A 13,966-nucleotide genomic window follows, 5' to 3' on the forward strand; every position below is an offset into this window, starting at 1 on the left:
CCTGCCAGGTGTCTGAGGCGATTCCTCCGACAACCGGGGTGAAGGACATCGGCTCGACAAGAAACCACACCAGCCGCATATCGCACGCTCATCGGTTCTTCACATCCCCGGCATACGTTGAAGTCGATCCGAACCCCGGATCGCACGCCGAATGGAATCTGTGGAAAAGGAATTCAACCATGACCATCTCAATGCGTCGCGTCGCGCCGTTGTTTGCTGCTGCCACCGCCACCGCAATCTTGGGAATCGGCATCGCCACCGCCTCCTCCGCGGCCGCCGAACCCAGTGGCTCCGGCTCGGGCGGCGTCTCCGGCGGGTCGGCTGGCGGGGTGCAAACCCCGTTTGGTGGGGGAAACTTCGGGTCCAACACCTCTGGTGGAGTGCAAATCCCGGGCCTGCAACACCCGTTCGGCGGGGGGAGTGTTGCCGGCGGGTCGAGCACCTCTGGCGGCGTGCAAACCCCGCTTGGCGGGGGAAACATCGGATCGGGTACCTCGGGCAACGTCGGAGTGGGACATCCCCGCCATCGATGAAGTCGTTAACGCATACGTTGCTGCCCAGGCGACTGTTACCTCAAGTAGCCGGACAGAACCGTACGAATTGATGACCGTCCGCGGGTTGAAGAACCGTGGGCGGTCATCGATGCGCCGGCTAGAACCGCCTCGCCGCCGCCGCCGATCAGATATTGCAATGGGATTCTAATATTGCTATGTTGTTACAACTATGCAGACAGGGACGGCTGCCGAGACCCGCCAAAACCGGCGCAAGGCCCGCACCGCGGGCGCGATTCTCGGCGCCGCCGAACGCCTCTTTTTGACCCACGGTTACCGCGCGACCACCGTCGAGCAGCTCGCCGAGGAAGCCGACGTCGCGATCGGATCGCTGTACGGGCACTTCGGCGGCAAGGAAGGCATCTATGCCGCCTTGATCGAGCGTGCGCTGGAGCTTGACCAGCGCTACTGCGACCAGGGGTGGGCCAGCGGCGGTGAGGACCCGATTGGTCGCCTGGTCGGGCTCGCCGACGGGTACTTGCGGTTCGCGAGCGAGAACCCCGGCTACTTCCGCATCTTTCGTTTTCCGCCTCCGGATGCGCCGACCGACGGGCCGGTCGTCGTCGCCGCCGAGCGGGTGACCCAGCGCATCCGGTCCGAGACCGAGCGGATGGCCGGGGCGATTGCCGAGGCCATCGAGGCCCGCGTCATGCGTGACGTCGATCCGCGACGCGCGGCGGCGTTCCTCTGGGCGGCGTGGGATGGGGTGATTGCGGCCCACCTGCTTCCCGGCAACATGGGGTTCACCGAATCGGAGTTCGAGCAAGTGGTCTCGCTCGGTCGCCAGGTCCTCACCCTCGGCCTGCTGGAACCGCGGGGCGGTGCCGAATGATCGAGCGCGTCCCGGTCGACGGCGGCTACGCCAGGCCCGCGGAGCCGGCCTGGCGGCGCACCGACTGGTCGGCGCGTGAACACGACGCCGTTGTCGGCGGCCGGCGGCTTCGTTACCTCGACACCGGCCACGGCGACCGTGCGTTCGTCCTCGTGCACGGGATGGGCGGTCGCTGGCAGCATTGGCTCGAGGCGATCCCGACGCTCGCCAAGCAGGGTCGAGTGCTCGCCCTGGACCTACCGGGTTTCGGCCGAAGCGAATCGCCCGCCGCGGGCACATCCCTCGACGGGTTTGCCGCCGCCGCGGCTGAGCTCGTCACCAGCCTCGGCATCGAGCGCGTCGTGTTCGTCGGCCACTCGATGGGCGGCCCGATCGCGCTGCGCTTCGCCGCGCGTCATCCGGAGCTGGCCGACGGGATCGTGCTCGTCGCCGGAGCAGTGTTGCAGTTCAGTGACGTGCTCGGCCTGCGCGGGATGCCCAGGTTCGTTCGCGAGCGCCCGCGGGAGACTGCGGCAATCGCGATGGAAATCGCGACGGCGGGGCTGCCCGCACCGGCACCGCTGCGCCGCCTCGTCGTGCGATCGCAAGCGCTGCGTCGCGTATTCTTGTCGCCTTACGTCCTCGACCCACCGGCCCTGCCCGCCGACACCGCCGCGCTGATCGTCGATGGCGCCGGTGCCCGGGGTGTCTTTCCGACCGTGCGGGCGATCGGGCGCTCAAACCCCCGCCAGGGGTTGGCCGACGTGCGCTGCCCGATCCTTTCGCTAGCCGCCGAGCACGACCGGATCGCCCCACTCGGCGATACCGAGTTGCTCGACGCCGAGCTATCAGGCGTTCGGACCGTTGTATTGGAGGGTTGCGGTCACATGCCGATGCTGGAACGCCCGACGGCGTTCAACGCCCAGGTCGTTCGGTTCGCGGAGGAGTTGGGATGACCGGGGATCTGCGCGTCGCGGCCGTCCAGCTCGAGCCCGTCGTGGGCGATGTCGAGGCGAACCTCGACCGGGCAGAGCGGCTCGCCCGGCGCGCCGCCGACGAGGGAGCCGAGGTGATCGTTCTGCCCGAGTTCTTCACCACCGGCATGGCCTTCCTGGCGCAGGTGGGCGGCGGCGCGCTGCCCGAGGACGGCGCGGCCACCGAGATGATCACCCGGGTCGCGTCCGACAAGCGGGTCATGGTTGGCGGCTCCTTCCTGTGCCGCGGGTCCGACGGCGACGTCCGCAACGCCTTCCTGCTCGCCGGCCCTGACGGGCTCATCGGCCGTCACGACAAGGATCTGCCGACCATGTGGGAGAACTACTTCTACGCCGGTGGCGACGACCCGGGCGTGATCGAGGCGCCGGGTGGCCTGCGGATTGGCGTCGCCCTCTGTTGGGAGTTGATGCGCGCCCAGACCGTGCACCGGCTCCGCGGTCGCGTCGACCTTGTCCTCGCCGGGTCCGGGTGGTGGAGCATCCCCCAGTGGCGGCCTCGCGCGGTGCTCCGTCGGTGGGAAGCGGCCAACCGGGAGCGGGCGCGGCGCAGCGTGCTCGACTTCGCCGCGCTCGTCGGGGCCCCGGTGGTACATGCCTCGCTGTGCGGGCCGATCACCTGCCCGCTACCCGGGATGCCGGGACGCTACCGCGGCGAATACGAAGGCCCCAGCGTGATCTGCGACCGCGACGGCGAGGTGCTCGCCGAGAGGCCGGCTCAGTCCGGCCCCGGGGTGACGGCCGCCACGGTGCCCACCGGCGCCGCCAACCCCTCGCGGGATCCAGCCCCGGGCTTCTGGCTTCGCCCGCGAGGCCCGCTGCCCGCGTTCGCCTGGGCCTATCAGGGCTGGCTCGGTCGACGCGCCTACCGCCAGTGGCTTGGGAGTCCCCCAGCGGGCAACGGGCCCGCAGACGATTCGGAGGTGGAGCGCATGACCCGCGCGAGAACGAACGAGACGCTCGTGCTGTCCGGCCTGGTCGAGCTCGCAGCCGGGGCGGTGACGGGATGGCCCTACGCGCTCGCGATCGCCGATGCCGAGCGTGCGCGTCGGATCGGGATTCGCTCGACGCCGCGCCTGCGCCAGTGGCATCTCGACCTGATCGCGCTCGGTGCACTCTCCCTGCTGGTCGGCGCCGCGGTGCCCGAGCTGCCGCGCCGCGTCGCCTGGCCGCTGGCCGCCGGATGCTGGACTAATGCGAATGCTTTCGGCTTGCTCGCCTTCCGCCCCGAGGCCGCCGAGACCCCCGCCTACCGCATCGCGGTGGCGGCGTCGTTCACCACCGTCAGCTGGGGCTTCGTGTCGCTCGCCGCGCTCGCCCTTCGACGCCGCTGGCGGATGGATCGCTAGAGCGGCTCGCTCACCAAGTCCTGCACTGCCATCAACCGGTCGAGCAGGCCGGGCGCCCGCCGGATTCGGACAGACAGGGCGGCCGACCCGTTCTCGACCCAGAGCGACTCCAGGGTCAGACCCAGGGCGGCCAGGCAGTCCTCGATCATCTCGGGGTCGTGCGGGAAGTAGCGCAGCGTGGTGGTCAGGGCGGCACTGATCTCGGCAAGCACAGCCTCCTTGTCCCGGCCACGCAGCGTCGAAAGACGGACCGGTTCGATCGAGTCGGGTGGCGCTACGCGCACCGGATCGACCCGGGATGCCCGGAAGCGGCAGGCGCGCCACTGGCCGACGGTCGGCACGCCGTGGGCGAGATAGGCGGGCAGCGCACGGCGGGCGCTGATATGCACGGACCGGCGCCACAGGTCGATCAGGACGTTCTCGCACGCGGGATCGAAGTCCCAGGTGGCAGTGATCGCATCCGCGCCGCCGAGGCCGTGCACATCGCGCACCAGGTTGGTGATCTCGTTGAGCGGCGCGAACCCGCCGGCCTCGCGCACCGTCGCGGCCCGCACGGCCAGGTTGCAGCTCAGCGCGATCGCTTCGGCGTGCTCACCGAACTCCGCGTGGGCGGCCCGGGACGAAGTGCCGGGTTGGCGCAGCCGGCGCAGAGATCTGGCCGCCAGCAATGCGCGGAAGGCATCGGCGGCAAAGAAGGCCGGCAGCATGGCGGCCGGGGTGGATTGCGGGCTGTCGAACAATACTGGGCCGAGCGCCAGCCGGGCCTTACCGGTCACCACCCGCAGCAACCCGGCCAGCGTTCCGGCCGGCAGCCGCACGATGTCGTCGTCGGCCACTACGCAGCGGGTGACTTCTGGATCGCACTGCTGTGCGTCTAGCACCGCGTCCAGCATCAACTGACGCAACACCCCGAGACGGGTGCGTTGCGCTAACGCCACGTCGGCGACGGCGAACCGCACTGCGTCGCAGCCCAGCGCCTCGCCCAGCTGGCGCGCACGGGTGGCGGTGTCATCCGCCGGCCGGGTTTGCGGCCGGTTCACCAGCAGCACCACCGAGATCGGCACCGACGCCCGCTGCCTGGACAGCTCCCGCATGGTGTGGGTGAGCACCCGGACGCTCTGCCCGCCGAAACCGACGGTCGGAATCAGCACCGGCAGCGCGGGGCCGGCCGGCAGCTGAGCGGCCAGCTGCTCACGCACGGTGTTCAGCAATGTCTGATAGGTCGCGTCGCGCTGCACCGCGGCTGACCGCCAGCTGGCCGCCGGGCCGGGTATCGGCGTCGTGTCGATGTCCCAGAGCGCGCTCATTGGTCCTCCCCCTGCCCAACCGGTGCATCCGCCTCGGCAATTGCTGCGGCCCGCTCGGCGATGGTGCTCGCTAGTTTAGCCAGCTTCCGGAAACCCTGCATGGACAGCGGTTTGCGCAGCCCGTCGCGCAGGGGGTCCCACTCCGGGTCGCCGAAGGGACGGTTGCCGGGCCCGATCTCGGCGACCGGATCCAGCGCGGGCACCGCCTGGATCACCAGGTCGCGAAGCCGGCAGAGCAGATCGATCTGGGTGAACTGGGTGCGCGACAGAATGGGTGCGGTGGTCCACCCGAAGCACTCCTGACCATCGCCCTCGGTCACAGTGGCCGTCACGGTGAGCAGGTCCGGCGTCTCGGGAACCCGGATCTCGCAGGTGTGCCGTCCGGGCACCGGCTCGGCCGCGCCGTCGCCCACCGCGACCGTCCAACTGAACCGCGCGGTCTCCGCGACCGGGCGGTCGACATCGACCAGGAAGGTCGCAACCTCACCGGCGACCAGCAGCCAGCGGCGGTGACGGACCGGGAACGGCCCCAGCACGCGGACACCGTGCCGGGCGAGGCGCCCGATGACGTTGCGGGTGACCCCGGCCACCACCGGGTCGTCGCCGCGGGCCAGCACCCGGGGCCAGTCGGTGGTGCCGCACGTGAAGACCGTTCCGGTGTCGGTGTAGGCGCCGAGCACGGCGTTCGCGGCCGGTCCCGCCGGCCGGTCCTGCCATCCCTTTCCCAGGCGCGCCAGCCCCAGCACCGCGAAGTCCGCCGGTGTCCCGTCGGTTCCGGCGGCCCGCAGCCGCCCTGCGGGGCCGGGCTCGACCACCGCACCGTCACACTCGTAGCCCACCAGGTGCTCGCCGGCGCCGAAGACGTCACCCGAGTGCAGGCCCAGTCCCTGGTAGACCCAGTGGCCGGCGTGCTGGACGGTGTACCCCAGCGGCTCCCGTTCGCCGTCCCACCAGCCGCCGCCCTGCCGGTAGCTGACTCCCGTGAGCCCGTTCTCTGGCCGGCTGCGCCACCAGTTGCCGCCCGACGGGTGGCTGGCCGGCGGATGCACGCAGGTCAGATCGCCGGCCGCGTCCAGGTCGATGCGCCACCAGGCGGTGTTGCCGCTGAAGAACGCGACATTCCCGCCGGCACGGACGAAAGCGTGCACCCCGTCACGCATCCGGGCACTCCAGTATTCGTCGTGCCCGACGCTGAGCAGCAGGCGGTACCCGATGAGGACGGCGGGATCGTGGTGCAGGTCGAAGTCGGTGCAGTAGTCGACCTCGATGCCCTCACGTTCCAGCCACGAGATCATCGGAGCGTCCCAGTGCGCGAATCCCTCCCGCGGGGTGGCGGTGTCGTAGACGTCGACGTCCTGGGGGAATGAGAGGGCCCCTCCGGTGCCGCCGCCGGGCCGGCGTGTGGTCAGCCGAGTGGTGGCGATCGAGGGTACGAACGAGGCCGTGTGGTACATGCTGCCGCCACCGGAGAAGTTGTAGGCGTGGTAGGTGGCCAGCGAAAGCTTGTACAGCACAGCGGCGTGTTTCCCGGTTGCCGCGGGCCGCACCACGAACAACGCCTGACCCGACCGGGCGTCGACGTCGGGCAGCCAGCCGGGCACATCGGCGTCCGATTCGTCGTCCAGGATGACCGCCAGATAGGCGCCGGACCGCCAGTCAGCGGGGACGTCGAACGTTTCCGGCGGCCATCCCCAGTCCCGATCGGGCAGACCGGCGGGCAGCAGGTGGCCCCGCCGCCAGGAACTGCTCCCCATCGGCGTGATGTCGCGGCCCACTCGGTAGAAGCCGACGCGGTAGCGCTCAGCGGGCGTGGACACGTGCAGCACCAGCCGCCCACCGGCCGGCACGCTCACGCTCGACGGATACGCCAGGGCGGTCACCCGCGCACGGCCTTCGTGTGCGCCGCGCGGTTCGCCTGAACAGGGCCTGATCCCGTTCGTGTCGACATGATCCTCCCGTCCCGGTCCAGCTAGCGACATGGTAGGCAGGTGCCGGGTGAAATGCCGGGGCGGCGTGATCTGGCATTAGCCGGCCAGGACGGGAAGTGGAGGCGTGGAGTGGGTGTCACGGCCGATGTCGTGGTCGTCGGCGCGGGCTTGAGCGGCCTCGAAGTCGCCCGCCTGCTGGCCGCCGACGGTCTCCGGGACGTCCTGGTGCTGGACTCGGGAGGGGTGGGCACCGGATTCGGGCCGGCCACCCCAGCAGTGCGGTGGCACAGTTCACTGCCGCCGCACTACCAGGTTGTGCGGCGTTCCGACCAGGTCGGCGGGCGGTCGCTGCGCTGGCACGGCGTGGTCATCCGGATGGACGACTGGGCGCTGGCCGATCTGTGCTGGCCAGAGCGCATTCGGGCGGCGCTACTCGAGTCGCTGTACGACGACGTCGAGCGCGATCTCATGGCCTGGGCTGGCGGCCCGCTGGCGCCGGCGCCGCCTGCTCGGCCGCCCGATCCAGTCTCGGCGGCGCTGGGCACGCTGCTTCGCCCGGTCCCGCAGGCGGTGCGGTCCGAGGGTGGCGTTCGGCGCGCATACACCCCGTTCGACCGCTGCGCTGGCGGGCGGGGGCCGCAGATCCGTGCCCGCTGTGAGGCGGTGGAGCTGGTGTCTGGTCGGGGGCGGGTCCGCGGGGTTCGGGTACGGCGTGCCGACGGCGCGGAGGAGGTGATCTCCGCCGGCGGGGTCGTGCTGGCCGCCGGGACGCTGGAGAACACCAGATTGGTGGCCCAACTTCCCGAGCTGGCCGGTCACGGCCCGGTGATCGGGCTCAATGATCACCTCGTGCGCGGTTTCGTGGTCCGGTTGCCGGCTGCGGCGCTCGGGGTATCCGGCTCGCTAGACGCCCTGTGGTACGCACCCGGTGATGCGACTGCCCGCTGCAACGTCTTCGTCCGCCTCAGGGACGCGCCCGACAGCCACCCGGAAGAGGTCCTGCTCGACGTGTGGGCGATGGGGGAGCAGGTGCGATCCGCGCACACCCGGGTGTCGTTCACGCCCATGGCCGGATCGCCGTGGCCGGGCCTGATCGAGCCCGGTTTCGCGCCGGACGACCTTGACGTGCTGGCCGCGCAGCGCGACCTGCTCGGTCGTGTGTGGACGAACGTCGCGGCGGGCGTCGGCCTCCGCGCTCCGGAGCTGCGGTTCGGCGATTTCCGCACCGCCCCCGAACCGTTCGACACGGCGATGATGCAGGTGACCGGACTGCCGGTCGGGGCACCGGCGACCTATGGGTGGCCACTGGGGTCCGTCGATCACGAGGCGGGGACGCTGCCGCTCGGCGGTGATCTCGTCGACGAGCACGGGCGGCTGCGCGCCGTGGACGGCGCCTACGTGGTCGGCCCGGCGTCCTTCCCTCGTTCCGGGGCGGCCAACCCCTCGCTCACCACGCTCGCTCTGGCCCACTGGACCGCGACCGGGCTGACGTCGACGTCCTGACCATGCGCCGGCACGCTGCAGGCCAGCCGGCGGTCAGTCAGCGGCTCACAGCTCGTCTGCGTGTGTGGCGACCTTGTGGAAGGCCGCCACAATCGCCTCTAGGCCGGCGGGCTCGGACAGTAGGGCGCGGTGGGGCAACAGGATCAGGTTCTCGTAGAGCGCCTCGGCCGCAGGGAAGCGTTGCTGCGCCGCCTCGCGCAGTCGGTCATGCAGCCACCGGTAGCGTTCCTTGGTCTGCGGGCAGTACAGGATGTTGTCGTGCAGCGGCCGATCCGAGCGGTACACGCGCAGGCCGAGTTCGGCCGCCAGCGCGGCGCACACCCGATCGGTCGGCGCGTCCGCGAAGGCGCCGGGGTCGCGGCGCACGGTGTAGGCGAAGATGCTTGGCAGCTCCAGCTGGGCTGGCCGGGCCATGGGCCGCACGCCCGGCACCCCGGCGAGTTCGCTGTCGAGCAGCTCGGCCGCCCGGGCCCGCTGCCGCAACTGCTGGGGCAACCGTTCGAGCTGGTCGAGCAGCAGCGCCGCAGGCAGCTCGGCCAGGCAGTGGTTGGTGCCCATCACCTCGCCCGCCTCGACCAGGTAGGGATAGCCGATGTCCGGCTCGGCGGCGGGATAACGCCGGGCATCCGCCCGTAATTGTTGGAGCCGGTCGTAGAGCGCCGGATCCTTGGTGACGACGGCGCCGCCCTCACCGCAGGTGAGCACCTTTCCCTGCTGCATGCTGAAAGCCCCCACCGCGCCCAGCGAGCCGGCCGGCCGGCCTCCCCAGCGGGCGCCGTGCGCCTGCGCGCAGTCCTCGACTACTGGCAGCCCGTGCGCGGCCGCCAGGGCGCCGATCGCGTCCATATCGGCCATTCGACAGTGCAGGTGCACGACGGTGACCGCGCGGGTTCGCTCGGTCACCGCGGCCGACAGGGCCCGGGGATCCATACATCCGGTTTGCGGGTCGACATCGACGAACACCGGGACCGCGTTGACATTGAGCACCGCCGTCGCCGTGGCCACCCAGGTCAGCACCGGGACAATCACCTCGTCCCCGGCTCCCACCCCGAGCGCCTCCAATGCGATCATCAGACTGCTCGAACCGTGGTCGGTGCTCACGCAATACGGCACCTCGACGAATTCGGCGAACCTACGGGCGAACACCTGCTCGTAGGGCTGCGCGCCGGTCCAGCCGCTGCTGACCGTCCACCGGCCGCTGCCCAGCGCGGCGACGACCCGTTCGGATGTGCGCGCGTCATGCTGCGGCCACGCCGGCCAACCGTCTTGCCACAGCGGCGAGCCCCCGGCGATCGCGAGCGTGGCCATTCACGTTCTCCTCGTCTTGGCGGGCACCGCTGGGTTACCCAATGCACCGAGCCAGTCCCGGCGTACTTAACGCGAGATTACGTTCCCGGGACGTCTTGAGTGCCTGACGAAAACGGGCTTGCCGCCGTGCGGGCCCTAATGACAGCTGCGGTCGAGTCCTCCGACGAGAATCGGTCCTTTCATACGACTTCACCGACACAAAACTGTGGCGGTGCACCCATGATCCAGCGGGCGGTAGGTGGCCGACCATCCGCCCCCACGAACCGTCTCTGACGATCATGTGTTGCCTAAGGGGAAGGAATTTTCGTCGCACGATTCCTCGCATTGCGCATTTACCGCCCAGGGCTGGGCATGGGCATGTTCGGCATCGGGGACATGCTCGGCATCGATGGCATTGGCGACATCGACGGCATGCCAGGCGTATTCGGCATGTTTCCCATCGGCATCTTCATGCCGTCCATCATTTTCTTCATGTCCTCTCTCATGGCGGCACAACACGGCATGTCTCCATTCATGGAGCCACAACAGTTAGGGTGCGCGAACAGAAGGTATAGACCCGCGACGATCACGAAGATGCCGACCGCGATGCCGGTAATGGCAACGGCTGGGTAGAGCCAGCGAGTCCACCGGGGGTGGTGGCGGCCGGAGGGGTGGGGGGTTGTGTCGGTCATTGCTTCCCTACCTTTCTGGGTGTTCCAGGCCGAACCGTACACACTCTTGTTTTCGGTGTGTGGGCAATCAAGGTCGGGGGTCGGCGCATCGAGCTTGGCGAGGTGGATTCCGCGCTGGTGAATCTGCTCGGCGTCAGCGCCGCAGCTGCCGCCGTGCGGCGCACGCCCGGCGCCGGCGAGCTTGCTGGTCGGCTACATCGTGAGCATCGATCCATCGTTCGATGTGGCGGCCGCACGGACGGCGCTGGAGCAAACGCTGCCCGCGGCGCTGGTGCCGCGGCTGGTGCTCGTTGAGCAGTTGCCCGCCCGCATGTCGGGCAAAGTGAACCAGGACGCGCTGCCGTGGCCGGTTGGCGAAATGGCGAATGAATCGCCAAACCTCGGGGACACGATGGGCTGGCTGGCCGGGCCGTGGCGCCAGGTATTGGGCGCTGCCATCGACGGGCCGGACGCCGATTTCTTCGCGCTGGGTGGCGAATCGCTGTCGGCGGCTCAGCTGGTGGAAGCGCTGCGCCACCGCTATCCGCAGATGACGATAGCCGAGCTCCACGACCATCCCCGGCTGTCGTCGTTGGCCCGTTTTATCGATGAGTTCGATCCGCCGGTCCGCGTCGCGCCGCACGCGGTGCGCCCGACGCCCGTGGTGGACACAGGCCGCGCAGGTGCTGCTGTCGCTACCGCTGCCGACCCTGACGGCATGCAGTGGGGTGAGGTGGCTGGCGCTGGCAACACTGTCGCCGGCCCGCTGCGGCTGCTGTCATGGCCGGTGACGGTCGACGGGTGGTGGATCATCGCCGGATTTCTGTTGTTCATCACCCCGGCGGGGCGCATAGCCATCGCGGTCTTCGGAGCGCGGCTGCTGCTATCACGCTTGCAGCAGGGCACCTACCGGCGCGGGGGCTCCGAGCACCTGCGGGTCGCTGCAGCTGAAAGCGCTGCGGTCCCTCGTCGAGACCTGCCAGCTGATCCCGTTGATGGTGATGATTGCCATCGGCGTCGCCGTCGTGGACGCATTGCGTTGGCTGGCAAGCGAATTCGGCTACGGCTGGGCTGCTCTGGGCAGCGGTGTCGTGCTGCTGGCGGCCGGCGCGATCGCCGGCGCTGCCACGATACTGGCGAAATGGTTGTCGGTCGGCCGCATCCGGGTGACCGAGCGGCCGCTGTGGTCGTCGTTCGTGTGGCGCAACGAGGTGTCTGAAGCCTTCGTGCAGACGGTGGCGGCCCCTGGTTCGCGCGGGGGCCCGCGGCACGCCGGTGTTGAACCTGTGGTTGCGCGCGCTGGGCAGCGGCGCCAGCGTCAACCGCGGCTGCGTGGTTCAGACGCATTTGTTCCACGACCGGATCATGCGCACCGGCACGGTGGTCCTGGAATCCGGAGCTACGCCGGGCCCGCATAGTGTGGCGCTGCCGACGGCCCGGCCGGGTACCGGCGCCACCGTCGGACCGGCGTCGCTGGTGATGCGCGGCGAGCACGTGCCGTCGTCGACCTGCTGGCAGGGAAATCCCATCGCGCCGTGGGTGTTCCGCAAGAAACGCCTGGGCCGGGCGGTCGGCGGCCAACCGAGAACATCGCCGCGTGAGGAATCCTGCCGAGGCGGCCGGAAAAGTGCGCGCGCTGGCGCCGCCATGATCGACCCGGAGCTGAGTCGCGCTACGAACTTCCACATGGAATACAACGTCGCAAGCAACCGGCTGTCGGGTGGGGCCACGATCACCGCGGTCACCGGCACATGCCTTTCGGCAGCGCACCTTCGAGAGCTGTCAGGGTGGGTTCAAGCACCGGTAGATCCGGCAGGTGGCTCGCGGACGAGCCGGGGTCCTTCAACCCGGTCGACGTCGACAACACCACCACGCTCTCATCAGGATCGATCCACTTCCGCTCGGCAAGTTGTTGAGCTGCGAGCACCGCCAACACGGACGCCCCTTCTGCGTAAATGCCTTCGGTCGAGGCCAATTCGAGTTGCATGCGGGCGATCGCGTCATTGCTTGGTTCGGCGATTGCCGTCCCGTTGGTGGCTTTTATGGCGTCCAATCCCTGATAGGTGGCCCTTCGCGTCGCCACGGAAAACGCCATTGACGGCTGAGTGGCAACCGTTGGCTGCTCTCCTTCTTCGCAATGGAGCCCGCCGACGTAGGCGCCGAACGGGTCGACCGCGACCAACCTGGGCATGCGGCTGATAAGACCCAAACCGACGAGGTCGGAAAATCCCCGGCGAAGACCGGCCAACCCGTCACCGTGGGCGGTTGGCACCACGACAACGTCGGGCGTTTCGCCGAGTTGGCGCCACAGCTCGAAGGCGATCGTCTTGTACCCCTGAATGCCAAACGGATTGGAGCCGATCTGGGGAGTTACAAGCCCGGATACCGGCATCCAGCCGAACGCCTCGACCGCCGCCCGCAGCACCGACCACCGGTCCGGGCCGTTGTCGTAAGCGACGACGCAGGCGCCGTAGGCCTGCATCAGAATCCTGATCTCGCGCGGCACTGAAGACACGGTGAGCACCACGCAGCCAAGCCCCGCGGCGGCGGCGTAGGCGGCGACCGCTGCGCCGTGGTTGCCGGTCGAGGAGACGACGACGGTTGAAGCTCCAAAGGCCGCCGCCTTCGTGACGGCGACCGCTGCGAGCCTGTCCTTGTATGACCATGTCGGATTGCGCGCCTCGTCTTTGAGCATGAGTCTGCGCAAGCCCAGTCGTGTCCCCATCCGACGCAACGAAACCAGAGGCGTCCCACCTTCGCCCAGGCTCACCGGGACGTCGTCGGGCGCCAACGGCAGCAATCCGCGAAAGCCGAAAATGCCCGGCTGGGACGCCTGCCACGGCAAGGGACCCGGCGCCAACGCGTATGCAGGGGCCAGATTGACTCCGATGCCGTGGCGGGCGCAGGCCGGGCATCCCAACGATGCTTGGTCTTCTGTTGCTTGCACTTCGCACCGGGGACAACGGAGAAACCCAAGATAGCGTGCGTTCATAGTGTTACGACGGCGAATTCCCGATCGAGCATGGTTAGAGGTCTGACCCATCTTCGGTGACCACCCCAGGCATTTTCCGGTCGACCACCGCGGTGGATTCGGTGAAAGTGCGGTGATCCGGGCTTACGTGGCATGTACTTCCCGATCGAGGCAACCATGACACGTAACTGTACGACTGGGCTTGACCCCGTTTGGTGGACATAGGGTCAGGCGGCCTGTGCCGTCTGAGTGAATGTGTTTTCGTATTCGACCGGGCTGATCATGCCGATAGCCGAATGTCGTCTGCGCCGGTTGTAGACCCGCTCGATCCAGTCGCCGACAACGAGCTTAGCCGCCGCCCGGTTGGGCACAAGTACCGGTCATAGAACTCGACTTTCAATGTGGCCCATAATGATTCGGATGCAGCGTTATCCCAACACACCCCGGTACGGCCGACCGAGCGGGCCACGTTGTGTGCCGGTCAGCGAAGCGTGCGAGCTGCGCGCAGGTGTACCAAGAGCCGAGGTCGGCATGCTCGCCGCGCATTGCCACCGCCATCGCGACCGCGGACTCCACGAGATCGGTACGCACGTGGT

The 13,966-nt window shown here is 69.1% G+C and carries 10 protein-coding genes and 2 pseudogenes; 7 read left to right on the forward strand and 5 right to left on the reverse strand.

What is annotated here, in order from left to right; all coding sequences use genetic code 11:
- The first annotated feature begins 179 nt into the window (after window positions 1-179).
- From JF781_RS22245 to JF781_RS22260, 4 genes are all read left to right on the forward strand, one after another.
- Complete coding sequence (locus tag JF781_RS22245; RefSeq protein ID WP_225329667.1) at window positions 180-533, forward strand: hypothetical protein; 354 nt, start codon at window positions 180-182, stop codon at window positions 531-533.
- Window positions 534-723: 190 nt separating this feature from the next.
- Window positions 724-1,383, forward strand: a complete 660-nt coding sequence (locus JF781_RS22250) for a TetR/AcrR family transcriptional regulator (RefSeq protein WP_225329668.1) — start codon at window positions 724-726, stop codon at window positions 1,381-1,383.
- The gene (locus tag JF781_RS22255; RefSeq protein ID WP_225329669.1) at window positions 1,380-2,318 is read left to right on the forward strand and encodes an alpha/beta fold hydrolase; all 939 of its coding nucleotides are present in this window, start codon (window positions 1,380-1,382) and stop codon (window positions 2,316-2,318) included. The genes JF781_RS22250 and JF781_RS22255 overlap by 4 nt, the downstream gene beginning before the upstream one ends.
- Window positions 2,315-3,703, forward strand: coding sequence for a carbon-nitrogen hydrolase family protein (locus tag JF781_RS22260; protein ID WP_225329670.1), 1,389 nt, complete (start codon window positions 2,315-2,317; stop codon window positions 3,701-3,703). Before JF781_RS22255 ends, JF781_RS22260 begins: the two co-directional genes overlap by 4 nt.
- Here JF781_RS22260 and JF781_RS22265 read toward each other — a convergent pair.
- Window positions 3,700-5,010, reverse strand: a complete 1,311-nt coding sequence (locus JF781_RS22265) for a hypothetical protein (protein WP_225329671.1) — start codon at window positions 5,008-5,010, stop codon at window positions 3,700-3,702. The genes JF781_RS22260 and JF781_RS22265 overlap by 4 nt on opposite strands.
- Window positions 5,007-6,890, reverse strand: coding sequence for a N,N-dimethylformamidase beta subunit family domain-containing protein (locus tag JF781_RS22270; protein ID WP_225329672.1), 1,884 nt, complete (start codon window positions 6,888-6,890; stop codon window positions 5,007-5,009). The genes JF781_RS22265 and JF781_RS22270 overlap by 4 nt, the downstream gene beginning before the upstream one ends.
- A 177-nt stretch (window positions 6,891-7,067) precedes the next feature.
- On the opposite strand from JF781_RS22270, the gene JF781_RS22275 reads away from it, so the two are divergent.
- The gene (locus JF781_RS22275; protein ID WP_225329673.1) at window positions 7,068-8,441 is read left to right on the forward strand and encodes an FAD-binding protein; all 1,374 of its coding nucleotides are present in this window, start codon (window positions 7,068-7,070) and stop codon (window positions 8,439-8,441) included.
- Between the two features lie 45 nt (window positions 8,442-8,486).
- Here the strand turns inward: JF781_RS22275 and JF781_RS22280 are convergent, their stop codons facing one another.
- Window positions 8,487-9,749 (reverse strand): DegT/DnrJ/EryC1/StrS family aminotransferase, encoded by a 1,263-nt coding sequence (locus JF781_RS22280; protein ID WP_225329674.1) that lies wholly within the window; start codon window positions 9,747-9,749, stop codon window positions 8,487-8,489.
- A gap of 324 nt (window positions 9,750-10,073) precedes the next feature.
- Between JF781_RS22280 and JF781_RS22285 the strand changes: the two genes are divergently transcribed.
- Together JF781_RS22285 and JF781_RS22290 are read left to right on the forward strand one after the other, a co-directional pair.
- Complete coding sequence (locus tag JF781_RS22285) at window positions 10,074-10,361, forward strand: hypothetical protein (protein ID WP_225329675.1); 288 nt, start codon at window positions 10,074-10,076, stop codon at window positions 10,359-10,361.
- Window positions 10,362-10,486: 125 nt separating this feature from the next.
- Window positions 10,487-11,839: pseudogene (locus tag JF781_RS22290) on the forward strand (phosphopantetheine-binding protein); the annotation flags it as partial.
- Window positions 11,840-12,140: 301 nt separating this feature from the next.
- Here the strand turns inward: JF781_RS22290 and JF781_RS22295 are convergent.
- Both JF781_RS22295 and JF781_RS22300 read right to left on the reverse strand, forming a co-directional pair.
- Window positions 12,141-13,442 (reverse strand): pyridoxal-phosphate dependent enzyme, encoded by a 1,302-nt coding sequence (locus tag JF781_RS22295; protein WP_308011591.1) that lies wholly within the window; start codon window positions 13,440-13,442, stop codon window positions 12,141-12,143.
- 188 nt (window positions 13,443-13,630) lie between these two features.
- A pseudogene (locus tag JF781_RS22300) lies at window positions 13,631-13,966 on the reverse strand (integrase core domain-containing protein); the annotation flags it as partial.

It is taken from the genome of Mycobacterium sp. WUMAC-067, from assembly GCF_020217485.1.
Classification (GTDB): domain Bacteria; phylum Actinomycetota; class Actinomycetes; order Mycobacteriales; family Mycobacteriaceae; genus Mycobacterium.